Raw genomic sequence first — 13,732 nt, 5'->3', positions numbered from 1 at the left:
TTTTCGATAAATCCATGACCACTGTCTTTCATAATCCACGTTGCTCGAAATCTCGCGCTGCAGTGGAGTTGCTTGATTCTCGAGAGATGCAGTTTGAGATAGTGAAGTATTTAGAAACGCCTCCGAGTGAAAAGGAACTCGCCAAGATCCTCGCAATGCTCGGCATCGCGCCGGAACAATTGGTTCGCAAAGGTGAGAAGGTCTTTAAAGAATTGAATCTTGATGACCAGAAATTGACGGACAAAGATTGGATGGCACTACTCGTTGCTCATCCCAAATTGATGGAGCGACCGATTGTGGTTCATAAGGGCAAAGCTGCAATCGGCCGCCCGCTCGAGAACATTGTCGAACTGCTCAAGAACTAGTTCGTTCGAATCGGAAAACCAGGGCTACTCACCCGGACGTCCAAGTCACAACTGCCGAATCTTGGCGTTTGAATCCGTGAAGCTCACACAGGGCGACTTGGCTTACCAGATTAGCCGCGACGATGGATATTTCGGATTCGCGATCGAATTGTCTGGAAATGTTTGAAATACTCGAGTGCCCGGCAAGGTGAAGTTTTCCAGGCTCTGACGCGGTTTTTACGTGATTACCTGTTCGACAAACGGTCTGCCGGACGCGACGGGAGCCACATTGCGTCTGAATTGAAGATTAAAAGTACGGGGGTTTGGGGGCCGCGGCACTTCGTTGCCAAAACCGTTCTGCGGTTTTACACTGGCTGGCCTTCACCGAATCTTAACCGTTCTTCTCCAGCATTGATTGTCAGTATCGTGGCCTTTTCCTCGTTGATTGAAATGGTTTTTACGCTCGCTGGCGGGTTGGGGATCTTCCTGTTAGGCATGAAAAACATGTCGGACGGTATGCAAGCGGTAGCCGGCGCCAGCTTGCGACGACTGATCGGTGCCGTCACGAATAATCGGATTTTGGCCGCAACTGTCGGCGTGGTGGTGACCTGCATCGTTCAGTCGAGCTCGATCACTACCGTGATGGTGGTGGGATTTGTGAACAGCGGTGTGATGGGGCTGGCTCAAGGGATTGGGGTAATCATGGGTGCCAACATTGGTACCACCATTACCGGCTGGATCTTGGTGCTTAAGGTCGGAAAGTACGGGCTGCCCCTGCTGGGTTTTTCCGCATTCGCGTATCTGTTTTCCAAAGGAGAACGCTGGCGCTATTGGGCAATGTTCCTGATGGGCGTCGGGATGGTTTTCTTTGGGTTGGAAATCATGAAGGACGCGTGCTCAGTGATCAAGGAAGTCCCGGACTTCGAAGCTTGGTTCGCAAAGTTCAATGCTGACAACTACTGGGGCGTGCTTAAGTGTGCTGCCGTTGGCTGTGTGTTGACGACGCTTGTTCAGTCTTCATCGGCGACTTTGGGAATCACAATCTCGTTGGCGACTCAGGGTGTGATTTCTTATCCCACGGCTGCGGCACTGGTGCTCGGCGAGAACATCGGAACCACGATCACGGCTTTCCTCGCGTCACTTGGCACAACGACGCATGCTCGACGCGCCGCTTACTTCCACGTGATCTTTAACCTCTTCGGTGTGCTTTGGATCACGCTCATCTTCCAATGGTACATACGGCTGATCCAATCCATCATCGGTGTTGATGTGGCCGAGGCCGTGATGGTGGACGGCAGTGCAACGTTTCCCAACGTTGTCGCGGCAATCGCAGCGACCCATAGTGTGTTCAACGTGGCCAACACGCTTCTGTTTCTTCCGTTTGCGACGCCAATGGTTCGATTTTTGGAATGGATCGTTCCCGGGCGATCATACAAGGAAAAGCCGAAGTTGACTGACCTTGATGTGTTGATCCTTGAAACACCATTGTTGGCAATCGAGCAGTCGCGGCGAGAAGTCCTGAAGATGGGCGATGGTTGTTTGAAAATGTTGGATTGGTTGCTGCAGTTGATGAATGAGGAGCAACCGGACAAGGCACTCGCCGACCGCTTGAAGCAACGTGAGCGGGTACTCGACAGTGTTCAAGACGAGGTCGCTGAGTTTATCACCGGACTGTTGTCATCGGGCAACGTTTCGCACTCGACTGCCGAAGAGGCGAGACTTCAATTGCGACTTGCCGATGAGTACGAATCGATTAGCGATTACATTGCCAATCTCGACAAGTTCGACCGCAAACTTCGCCGCGATGGGTTCCGCTTTACCGAATCTCAGCGAGAAGACTTGGGGCAACTCAATCGTCACATTGCCGAGTACGTCGCATCGGTGCACGAATGTTTGGCGAAGAACAATCGAAACGTATCCGCATCCACAGGTGCGGCCGCCAAACGCATTCGAGACGAAGTGAAATCGCTTCGACGAAAGCACTTGGAAGAACTTTCCACCGGTCCGATGCCACCGGTGGTCAGCGTTGCGTTCTTGGCTGCGCTAAATGCCTATGTTCGAGTTCGCGATCACGCGCACAATATCGCTGAGACGATCTCTCGCGAAAAATAGCAAGTTGGCAATTTGCAGTCAGCCTTGATTCCCCGTCCAGTCATTTTCCGTCGCGGCATCGCACACCTTCACGGACACAGAATCGTCGCGAACGATTGGTTGACGACGTTGTATATGTAGGCGATAGGATCACAGCAAGAAATCAACGTTGGCTTCCAACGTTTCACTTCTTTTTCACGGCTTCCAAGAACGTCTCGGGCTGATCGAGGTTGAAGTAATGACCATGATCAGCCGTCAAGATTAAGGCTGTGTCGTCCCAACCACCATGCTGTTCGATCCAGGCGACGATTGCCGCAAAGGCATCATCGCCGCTATGCACGGCGCCAATTGAGTTGTCAATGTTGTTGGAGTGGTTCGCCCAGTCGACGTCGCCACTTTCCACCATCAACCACCAACTATCTGAGCGCGAATCGAGCACCTCGACCGCGGCTAGTGCCATGTCTTTGAGCTTAACGTTTTCAACCAAATCAGCTTCGCTGTAAACTTCCGCTTTGGCCGAACTGGGATTACCGATGCTATCGACGGGGTTGTAGTTGCCATCGGCTGTTTGATAGGGCAAGTGTCCGCCTTGAACACCAAAGTAGCCAAACAATCGATTGCGATTTGTCTTGGCGAGTTCAACAGCGTTAGCGAGCACTTCAGTGCCGGCGACGCCAGCGGTTCGCTGAGCGACAACGTACTTTCCGCCATTCTCGACGTCGATCGCAGCGAGATCGTCTGCGGCGATGTACTTGTTTCCGGGGACATAGTTCTTTCCCTGGGCGGCGTCGGTGTCCTTGTCGACACCCCATCCGCCACCAATGAGCACGTCGACGCCAGACAGCCCACCGGGGTGATAGATTGACGGGCGACCGATCAAGTCACGCGTTAAGTCTTGATAGTCGTTGCGATGCACGTTGTTCGCGTAGGCGCACCCTGGTGTTGCGTGGCTGATCGGTACGCTGCTGACCACGCCAATCGCGAATCCTTCGTCCTGTAGAGTTCTTGCAATTGGCAGAGCCTCGCGCCCCATGAAATCTACGTTCATTGCATCGTTGTACGTTTTGATTCCGCATGTCAGTGAAGTCGCGGTCGCAGACGATTCGGCATAGGCATGCTTAGTCACGCTACTCTTGCCGATCGGATAGTTGGGATCCGCGATGGAAAGCCAGGGGGCTTGCCCACCCAAAGCCGGGTCGTAGCCGCCGCGAATGGTTCCCTCGGGATTAATCACGGTCTGCTTATCAACACTCACATTGGTGCCATCGACGCGAGGGCTGGTCACGCAATAGCCATAGTCCGTTTTGGTGCCTCGGTAATCCAGGAAGCTCAAACCTTCGCCGCGACCTTCGTGGTAGATCCTGCCGGTCTTTGTGATCGCAGCGACGCGAGTGGTATCCCAATCCATTCCGTCGAACACGAATAGGATCACGCGTTTCTTGCCCGACTCGATTGCCGATCTTTGCAGTCGATAGACATCGGTCTGGTCAAAGTACTCCGCATCGGGATTAACGGTTTGGTCAGGAAGGAAGCCGTACAGCTTTTCAAGTGCGCTCGAATCGCGGTACAGACTATTGCGGCCGCCCACTGATTCGAGGTCGATCCCGAAGGTGTAGACCGGAATCAATCGATTGCTGTGTGTCGTCCAACTCGAATACGTTTCGCGATCGGGGCCCCAATGACCCCAGTCGGCTTTCCGGCTAGCGACTGCGTCGGCTTGCATCTTTGCGATCGGGTCATTCACAAAAGCGGAATCGGTTGGCTGCCCCGACGCGGCTTGCAGAACACCAGCAGAGTCCTCGGCTAAAGCTGTACGATACCCCCCCAGGAATAGCACAGACGCGAGGGTAAATGAACAGAATGACCCGAATCCAAAATAGAGATGCATTACTTAAGCTTCGATCGAAAGGTGGGAAATCAAGGCGGAGAGGCCACGTTAACTCCTTGTAACGTTTATCATAATCTTCATTGGCCGTTCAGGCCCACGCCACAATGGCGGAATACGTGCGTTTGAACCCGCATTCGATGGCACTTCAATTTGCCTTAACTATTTTTAGATGGCCGGAACGACGTTGATGGCTCTCCCAGCACTTCGATCGACGAATCATCGACTGATAAATTGATGGACAACACACACGATCAATCACTCGCCATCGACGGGGTGCATCTTGGCTGGGGTGAGCCGAAAAAAGGTGGTGAGCCGAAAAACGGTAGCCCTGCGATAGCGATCGTGTGCCTTCGCATCGGAGCATTCCTGTGCTTTGCCGGATGGACTTGGGTTCATTGGTATTGGGAAAGCCCTTTGGGCGTCCTTCTATGGCAGGATTCCACGCTGGAGCTTGCGGAGCGATTTGGTCTGACGTGGGATGACTTTGTCGGAACCGGAGCTGACGACGGAGTCATCCAACAGTGCATGGGAAACCTTTGGTGGGCTTTCTTGGCTTGCTGTGTGATGACGATCACAGTGCGAAAGCGGTCATGGGTCCAAATGATCGGTTTGTTGCTCGGCAGCGGACTGCTTGGCTTGCTCGCTTACGCCGCCTACGTGCGATCACAATATCAATTGCCAATGTTCATCGAGCATGGTGGCCAGATGCTAAGCCCCATTCTTTTAGTAATTGCAATTGCCCTTGGTGCGTCACACCGGGTGACTGTCTTGACCGCAATCGCCGCGACGGTCATGACCTTTGCAGGACACGGTTGCTATGCGTTCGGATTCTGGCCAACGCCGGGGAACTTTTACGCGATGACGACGTTAATCCTTGAAGTGGATTATTCAACATCACAAACGATATTGCGAACGGCGGGGATCCTAGACTTTCTAGTTTGCATTGGAATTTGCGTTCCGAAAGTGCGTCGACCGTTTGCCCTCTATGCCGCAGCGTGGGGTTTTCTGACTGCGATCGCACGTCCGGCCGCAGGCATGTCATGGGAACTGAACTACTGGGGATCCGACCAGTACGTTCATGAGGCCGTGTTGCGGGCGCCTCACTTCTTAATCCCCCTGTTTCTGTTTTTCATTTGGCGGCGTTCACGTCCGTCTGGCGAATTCGATAGACTAGGTGCGACGCCCAACGATCAATAGGCGAACCGAATGAATCTATTCTCCAAACAACCCTCGCTTCGAAGTTTTCCGATGAAACCAGACACTGACGACACTCCTCAACAACTCTCGCAGCGCTCCCCCCAGGGTCTTGGTCAGCGACTTCGTTTGCGAAGGCATGTGCCATGGTTCGCCATCTTGGTGTGCTGCTTTGCTTCGCTATTCGCGAGCCCATTGGTTCACGCTCAACAAAACGGAAAGCGACGACCAGGGCGTATCGATTTGTCGATTCCCAAAGTGGAACGAAGCGAGGTCATCTGTTTTGCGTTGTATACGGTTCACGACAAAACGCTAAAGCTAACCGCTCAGTTGTACCCGCTTGAAGAAGGTGACGACGAGTTTGCTCGACTCGAGATAGAAAAGAATGGCAAGTGGATCGAAGTGGCGCGAACCGACGTGGAGAAAGCCGGTTGGACTGCACCGTTTCGTGTTGAAAAATGGGATGACTCTCAAGCATGGAAATACCGCGTCCTGCATGGGGCCGAAGCCAAGTACGAAGGCACCGTTCGTAAGAACCCGGTGGACAAGGACGAAATTGTGGTCGCTGGATTCACTGGTAATTCAATTGCACCGGCCCACGGCGGCGACATTTCGCGCCAGGATTTGATCGACAACGTGAAGAAGCTTGATGCTGATTTGTTGTTCTTTTCCGGTGACCAAGTTTACGACCACCATCGCCACTACGCGGCTTGGCTCAAGTTTGGAAGAGATTTTGGCGACATCATCAAAGATTGTCCGACGGTGTGTTTGCCAGATGACCACGACGTGGGGCAGCCAAATTTGTGGGGAGAGAGCGGAAAGGTTTCGACGCTAAGTGGCGCCGCTGATGGTGGCTACTCTCAACCGGGAATTTACGTTCAGGAAGTCGAGCGTGCTCAAACGAGTCACCTTCCCGACCCTGTTGATCCTCATGAAATTGGGCAGGGAATCGGCGTCTATTTCACTAACTTGAATTGGGGCAACATTGATTTCGCGGTGCTTGAGGACCGCAAGTTCAAGACAGGGCCGGCTGGCAGAGTGCCGAAGCAAGGCCCTCGACCTGATCACATCCGAAACCCGCAGTACGATCCCGCCAGCGTCGATGTCAAAGGTGCAATTTTGCTCGGTCAGCGTCAGTTAGATTTCATTGATGCTTGGGCTTTGGATTGGCACGACGCAGAGATGAAGGTCGCGCTCTCGGCAACGATTTTTTGTGGCGGCGCTCATATTCACGGGGACGCGAATGGACGCTTGCACGCCGACATGGATTCCAATGGTTGGCCACAGACGGGACGAAACCTCGCGTTGAAAGGACTTCGTAAGGCGTTTGCGTTTCACTACGCCGGCGACCAACACTTGGCCACTATCTTCCATCACGGCGTGGATGAACATCGTGACGCGATCTGGTCATTCTGCGTTCCTTCGATCGCGAATCTCTATCTTCGCTGGTGGGACCCAATCGAGCCAGGAAAGAACCGAGAACCGGGAAGTCCTGAGTACACCGGAGACCTTCTCGACGGCTTCAACAATAAGGTCACCAACTACGCAGCCGCCAACCCAGAGAAACATCCCGCTGGCAATTTGCTGAACACGCGTGCCGCTGGCTTCGGCGTCGTTCGTCTCAACAAAGCGACGCGTGACATCACGATGGAATGCTGGCCCCGAAATGTTGATATCAGCGATCCCGAGGCAGAGCAGTATCCCGGTTGGCCTCGGACGATCTCGCAGTTCGACAACTACAATCCACCTTCTTGGGGCGAATTAGGTGAGATCACCTTTGACGTCGATTCGCCCGTGGTTCAATTGGTGGATGCTAGTAGCGGCGACGTTCTCTACACCGTCCGCGTCAACGGCGCTTCGTTCGTTCCTCATGCTCCTCAAGGAAAGACGTTTCACGTCAAAGCAGGGATCGACGCACCCGATGCAATCGTCGTTAAAGACGCAAGCGTCGGCAGTGAACCGCAGGACGTAAAATTGGCCAATGGCAAATAGCGTCAGTCATCAGTCATCGGAAGTATCCAGTCGTTATTGGCAGGGCTTGCATCGTGCGAGCGTCACGATCTGGCTACTCAATAGTGGCTGATGCAAAGCTGGACATCGCGACGTTTCTTGCAGTGCAAGCCATACCGAGATTTCGACTCCTTAAGCTTGTCGAATTCGAACCGCTTGGTAGCTGCGAACGGTCATTTCAGCTCTGAGCGTGCAGCTTGACCGGCCAAACTTAGTTTCGAATTGCACGAGGAGCTCACCGATGTTTCCAATGGCTAGATGGATGTTTAGGTCGATCGAGTCTTCGCTTGTGCTAGGATTGTCAGTTGATTCTGTTCCTGTTTCCTTTAACAACGCATTGCGTCGGTCGGTATTTGCTTATGTCCAAAAGCACGAATGTCAGCCACTGGATTGACTTGGTGAAGGAAGGAGATTCCGTCGCAGCGAATCGTATTTGGCAGCACTATTTCAATCGCTTGATCCGCAGCGTCCGGGCGCGGTTGTACGGACAGAATCGGGCTGTCTCTGATGAAGAAGACATTGTGTTGAGTGTTTTCGACAGTTTCTATGTCGCAGCCGAAAATGGACGTTTTCCGGATCTGTCCGATCGTGACGATCTATGGCAATTGCTGATGAGAATGGCAGCGCGAAAAGTGATCGACAAACGCAGACGCGATCACCGACAACGACGTGGGGGAGGAGTTACGATTCATCCGTTGGGCCAAGGGCGAGAGGATCAGGACATCATCGAGGCGATTGGCGATGATCCATCCCCGGAGATGGTCCTGATGATGAAGGAGTCGGCGGAGCAGTTTTTTTCTCATTTAGGTGTCGGGCAGCTTCGAGATTTAGCGGGTGCCAAGTTAGAAGGGTACTCGAATGCTGAAATTGCCCAGCGATTTGGGTGCTCTGAGCGAACGATTGAACGTCGTTTGAACCTAATCCGAGAAAAATTTCAGCAAGAATTATTGGAATCCCATGAGCATTCGTCAAAAAAAACTACCGATCGCAGCCCTGGAACGAATTGACGATCTTTGTGCTGATTTCGAACGCCATTGGCAGTCCAACGACCCGCCATCCGTGGAAGCCTTTTTGCCCGAAGGCATGCCGTCGGACGAGCGTGACGTGTTGCTGGCTGAGCTAATCGTTCTCGATGTCGACTATCGACGACGACGTGGGGAGGTTCCAGCGAAACAGGACTACCTCGATCGTTTCCCGGACTATGCGGTCGCAATCGACGAAGCACTCGCCGAAAACGACAAGCGCGCAGGCGCGTTCGTTCCGCCGTCCGTGGGCCGAATGGCTGAACTATTCCCAAGCTTAGAAATCATCGAGTTGATTGGTGCCGGCGGCATGGGCGCCGTTTACAAAGCTCGCCAGTCCGGCCTCGACCGTTTAGTCGCGCTGAAGATCTTGCCAGAGGAATTCGGTCATGACGTCAAGTTTGCGTTACGATTCACTCGAGAAGCGAGAACGTTGGCGAAGTTGACCCACCCCAACATCGTGCCCGTTTTCGAATTCGGACACGTCGAAGACACGTACTACTTTCTGATGGAGTTCGTTGATGGGTCAACACTTCGTGATGTTGTCAAAGCAGGACAGCTAGACCCCGAGCACGCGTTGGCGATCGTTCCGCATCTTTGCGATGCACTTCAGTACGCTCACGACAAAGGAATTGTGCATCGCGATATCAAGCCCGAGAACATTCTGATTGCCGTCGACGGTTCGGTTAAGATCGCCGACTTTGGACTTTCGCGGATTTTGGGGAGCGGCGGGCAGCAAGATACTCTCACCGGCACGCATCAAATCATGGGAACCCCGCGCTACATGGCTCCCGAACAAATGGAAGGCTCACACGGCGTTGATCACCGTGCAGACATCTATTCACTCGGCGTCGTGTTTTACGAAATGTTGACCGGCGAACTTCCCATAGGACGATTCGAAGCACCGTCAAAGAAGGTTCAGATCGACGTGCGGCTTGATGAAGTGGTGCTGCGGACTCTCGAGCGGGAACCCAATCGACGCTACCAACGGGCGAGTCAGATCAAGTCGGATGTTCAGTCGATTACGTCGAGTCATAACGCGGCGTTAGCACCAACGATCTCGGGTGAGGCTAGCTCTTACGACGCAAAGGATCCGCAGGCGGCCGCGAGTTGGGAACAACAAGCGTTGGCGGGACGTCTATTGCTGACTCGTCGTCAATTGATGGATCGAATTGAAGATTCGCTACGCCCGTTGTTTCGATGGCAGCTAATTCAAGTGCTCGTTGGCATCGCGTTGATTGCGCTGGGCGCTCAGTGCTGGGCCAGAAACACTCAGATCCCACATCGAGTGGTCAACGGTGGGATTCTGCACGTGTACGGAATTTTGGTAATTGCTCAGGCGATACTCGTTTGCACACGCATTCGCAAAATCGACTACTCGAAGTCAGTAGTCGAAATTCGAAGCAAGCTTGATAGTTTGCGGTCGGGGTACCTACGAGCGAGCGTGCTCATTGGGTTCATTTGGTGGTTGATGTGGATCCCCGTTGCCGTGGCGTTAGGTTTTGACGAGGTGCTTCTTTCTGGGCCACTCTACATCTCATTGGCGGTAGGAATAATCGGATTCGTCGTCTCGGTATGGTTCTATTGGCGCGCCATTCGTCCCGCTAACGCCGATTCGGAAACCTGGAAGACGAAACTTTCAGGCGGCAGTATCTCGGCCGCCTACCTAGCGCTCGATGAGATCGAGAATGCTCGCATCCGCTGACCTGACACGCATCAGACTGGCCGCGTCGCCACGATTCAGGTTGAGTCGATTTCGTTAACTGGGCGATCGTGTCCGTGACTTCGGGGCTTCAAGTCGTTCGCGACAATTCAGCGTTCAAGGTTGTTGGATTCGCTTCGCGTTCTCGCTGCCAATTCGCTCGCGTTGTCGCTTGCTTAATCCTTGACGAAAATAAACATCGGGTTTGTGGTTCACACGATGATGTTTCATGTCTGGATCGTGAACGTCGAGACTAAGATCGCAATCGAAACGCACGAGCATCGAGTGATATTGGCCCTTGGCACCGAGTCCGATGAAGTGTGCAAGTCCCCACGTGATCCCTCGGCCATCTTGAGTGTTCGTGAATGCATCCGGCACGTAGGGAGCTGCCGCGTAAGGCATTAGTTCCGTGATCGACGCAATCTTGAAGTTGACCCAATCGTCCGCATATTGAATCGTGTTGTGTTCGGGACCGTCTTTGTAGACAAGAGCGGCGACACCTTTGCGGAACGGGAACAACGACGTTTCATGGCCTGACGTGATGACGGGATTCAACGGGCTCTTGGTAAATGGTCCCAACGGATGACTTGCCGTCGCCAAACCTTGCATACGCACTTTGTCGGGTGCCTTTCCAAAGTCGGACTTGTAGTAGATGTAGATCTTTCCGTTGTGCACCAGCGGATAGGGATCATGAATTGAGTATTGGTCCCATTCGCCTTCTGCTCCGTTGGGAATCACGATTTGATTGTGGGGAGTCCAGGGACCATCGGGCGAATCCGCGTAGGAAACCGCAACCGGGCAATCGTCGCCTCGCTTGCCGCTGGCTTCCATGAATCCTTGGTAGTAAAGATAGAACTTTCCGTCCCATTCCAGGATGTCCGTCGTTGTCACAGAACGCCAACCGACCTGTGGCTTTTCAGGTCGCTTGATCGCGATGCCTTGTTCTTCCCAAGTGAAACCATCCGTAGATGTCGCGTACCATATTTCCGATAGGTCCCAGTCGGTCGATGGAATCGTATCGGAACTCTTGTCGGCGCCTTGCGGTGGTGTTTCGGTTTTACGATGCGTGTACCAAACGTAGTACTTTCCGTCGTGCAGTAAGATTTTGGATGGATCGCGACGCGAGACTGTTCCGTCGTGATTGCTGTAGTCAAAGCCTTCCAGCGCCGTGTACTTGAATTGACTGAACAGCTCATTGTTTTGCGGCTCCGGAGCTTCATAGTCGGTATAGATGCGTTCCATCGCCGCACTGAGTTCGCGATCAGGCTTTTCGCTCGGCAAATGAAATGGAAAGGCGGTTTGGCCCAGGGCAGCCTGCTGAACAAACACGACCAGTAGACCAATGGTGGAAAACGAAACGAGATACTTCATCGAAACCAAAGTAGGAAATAGGATTGAATAGGGGCGAAACGACGCAATAGCGAACGATCTCTATCATAGTTGACACGGTTCATCGCTGGTATTCAGGCAGTTAATAACGTCAGCTTGCTGATGAGATAACTGATTCTACGGCGAGTCGTGACGCCTAACGATCGTCACGTTCGGTCCGATGGAGCGGGCACTCTTGGTCCGATGGACCGGGCACTCTTGGTCCGATGGACCGGGCACTCTTGGTCCGATGGACCGGGCACTTTTGGTCCGATGGACCGGGCACTTTTGGTCCGATGGACCGGGCACTTTTGGTCCGATGGACCGGGCGGCTAATTGCTTTACACTGTCTCGCCATGGAAGAAGCAGAGGCACTCATACCGGCGATTTTGTTATTGGCGATTGGCATCTCGTCAATTGTGTTGATGCGTCGCCTAGGGCTCAGTCCGATTGTCGGTTACATGCTCGGCGGCATGGTAATCGGAGGCCACGCGCTTGGTTGGTTCCATGAAAGCAGCACCGTTCACCTGCTGGCGGAATTGGGGGTCGTGTTCCTGCTGTTTGATATCGGGTTGCACTTTTCGGTACAGCATATCTGGGACGCGAGACGCGATATCTTTGGCCTCGGCCCCATCCAGATAACGCTGTGCAGTTTGGCGTTCATCGCAATCGCACTCTCTCTGGGCTATTCGTTTGAAATCTCGATGATCGTAGGAGGCTCCCTTGCGCTATCCTCGACCGCGGTTGTCAGCCCGACGCTGCAACAGAGACAACAGAACAATTGTCCGGTAGGGCGAACGGCTACCGCGGTACTGATTCTGCAGGACATTCTTGCAATCTTTCTCTTGGTGCTCGCGTCATCGTATGGCGGCAACGCTTCCGATTCAGTCGAGCAAAGTCTAACGATGACCATTTTCATGGCGGCGTTCAAAGGTCTGCTGGCCTTCGGATGTTCGCTGTTGTTGGGACGGTACGTTCTACGTCCACTCTTCGCTGTCATCTCGCGCACGAAGAACGAGGAAATCTTCACGGCGATCGCGTTGTTGATCGTGTTAGCGATGGCGGCTGCCAGCGGATGGCTAGGATTGTCGCTCACCCTTGGCGCGTTTTTGGGCGGAATGATGCTGTCGGAAACTCCGTTCAGGCATTTGATTCGCACCGAAGCAAAACCCTTTCGGGACCTATTGTTGGCGTTCTTCTTCATCGCGATCGGGGCTTCGCTTGATTGGCGAATTTTGTTGAGCCATGGCTGGCAAATCATCGCGTTTGCGAGCGTCGTTATCACGATCAAAGCGGTTGCTATTTCATTATCAGCGAGAATCGTGGGTTGGTCGGTTCCAGGTTCGATGCAACTCGGTTTCTTGTTGGCGCAGGGCAGCGAATTTGTGTTCGTCATTGTTTCCATGCCGAGCATCCGATCAGCTTTCGGGGAAGAAACGGTCAGCGTCGTGTTCATTGGTGTCGCGCTTTCCCTTGCACTAACGCCGACGGTAGCCGAGCTCGGTAATCGGTTGGCTCGCGAGATCCGAAAACGGTCATCAGTTTTGATTCCGAAGTCCGAGTCGATTCCGATCGAAACGGTGGCACCAGTGATCGTCTACGGTATGGACGAAGTCGGACGCACGGTGGCGGATGCTCTCGAGGCTCATCAGATCCGGTACGAGGCGGTCGAACGCGACTACGATCGATTCACGGCTGCGAGCGTCGATGGATACCAAGTTGTGTTCGGAGACTTAAGTGACTTGCGGCTGGCTCAGTCGATGGCAATGGATCAACGCAGATCGCTTGTGCTGGCGAATGTCAGACACGATCGCGTAACCGACTTGATGCCGATCGTGAACGAGCGATTTCCCAGTTTGACGAAGTTCATTTCAACGAAGAACCAGGATCAAACCTCTCATTTTGAAAAGCTGGGTATCCGCGCCGTGGCTGAACAGGATGAATCGGTGGGAATATCTTTGGCTCGTCAACTTCTGCGCTCCCACGACATCGATGAGGCTCAAATTGAAAGCTGGATTCAACGTCGTCTGGAACACGAAGAGTAGCTTTACCGACGTTGCGACCGTCGTTGCGACCATCGTTGCGAGTCGTTCAGCCGAACGCTCCGGGCGAG

General features: G+C 53.4%; 9 protein-coding genes. 7 read left to right on the top strand and 2 right to left on the bottom strand.

Going from position 1 to position 13,732, the window contains the following annotated elements; genetic code table 11:
* Positions 1–14 precede the first annotated feature (14 nt).
* Both arsC and Pla22_RS17205 read left to right on the top strand, forming a co-directional pair.
* Positions 15–365, top strand: coding sequence for an arsenate reductase (glutaredoxin) (gene arsC / locus Pla22_RS17210; RefSeq protein WP_146516040.1), 351 nt, complete (start codon positions 15–17; stop codon positions 363–365).
* Positions 366–794: 429 nt separating this feature from the next.
* Positions 795–2,456 carry a Na/Pi cotransporter family protein gene (locus tag Pla22_RS17205; RefSeq protein WP_242632124.1) on the top strand — a complete coding sequence of 554 codons (1,662 nt, stop codon included), beginning with the start codon at positions 795–797 and terminating at the stop codon, positions 2,454–2,456.
* 163 nt (positions 2,457–2,619) lie between these two features.
* On the opposite strand, the gene Pla22_RS17200 is transcribed toward Pla22_RS17205, so the two are convergent.
* Positions 2,620–4,323, bottom strand: a complete 1,704-nt coding sequence (locus tag Pla22_RS17200; RefSeq protein ID WP_146516038.1) for an alkaline phosphatase — start codon at positions 4,321–4,323, stop codon at positions 2,620–2,622.
* A gap of 234 nt (positions 4,324–4,557) precedes the next feature.
* Between Pla22_RS17200 and Pla22_RS17195 the strand changes: the two genes are divergently transcribed.
* The 4 genes from Pla22_RS17195 (at position 4,558) to Pla22_RS17180 (ending at position 10,254) form a co-directional block, all read left to right on the top strand.
* On the top strand, positions 4,558–5,520 hold the full coding sequence (locus Pla22_RS17195) for a hypothetical protein (RefSeq protein WP_207310403.1): 963 nt from the start codon (positions 4,558–4,560) through the stop codon (positions 5,518–5,520).
* 51 nt (positions 5,521–5,571) lie between these two features.
* Positions 5,572–7,509, top strand: coding sequence for a hypothetical protein (locus tag Pla22_RS17190; RefSeq protein ID WP_242632123.1), 1,938 nt, complete (start codon positions 5,572–5,574; stop codon positions 7,507–7,509).
* A gap of 377 nt (positions 7,510–7,886) precedes the next feature.
* Complete coding sequence (locus Pla22_RS17185) at positions 7,887–8,534, top strand: ECF-type sigma factor (RefSeq protein ID WP_146516037.1); 648 nt, start codon at positions 7,887–7,889, stop codon at positions 8,532–8,534.
* A complete protein-coding gene (locus tag Pla22_RS17180) occupies positions 8,485–10,254 on the top strand; it encodes a serine/threonine-protein kinase (protein ID WP_242632122.1) in 1,770 nt (589 codons plus the stop codon). Before Pla22_RS17185 ends, Pla22_RS17180 begins: the two co-directional genes overlap by 50 nt.
* Before the next feature lie 114 nt (positions 10,255–10,368).
* Here Pla22_RS17180 and Pla22_RS17175 read toward each other — a convergent pair whose 3' ends face one another.
* The gene (locus Pla22_RS17175; RefSeq protein ID WP_146516036.1) at positions 10,369–11,622 is read right to left on the bottom strand and encodes a glycoside hydrolase family 117 protein; all 1,254 of its coding nucleotides are present in this window, start codon (positions 11,620–11,622) and stop codon (positions 10,369–10,371) included.
* A 353-nt stretch (positions 11,623–11,975) separates the two neighbouring features.
* Here Pla22_RS17175 and Pla22_RS17170 point away from each other — a divergent pair, with 353 nt between their 5' ends.
* Positions 11,976–13,664 (top strand): cation:proton antiporter domain-containing protein, encoded by a 1,689-nt coding sequence (locus Pla22_RS17170; protein ID WP_165440718.1) that lies wholly within the window; start codon positions 11,976–11,978, stop codon positions 13,662–13,664.
* Positions 13,665–13,732: the final 68 nt, after the last annotated feature.

Source organism: Rubripirellula amarantea (assembly GCF_007859865.1).
Classification (GTDB): domain Bacteria; phylum Planctomycetota; class Planctomycetia; order Pirellulales; family Pirellulaceae; genus Rubripirellula; species Rubripirellula amarantea.
This window is presented reverse-complemented; position numbering and strand designations above follow the sequence as displayed.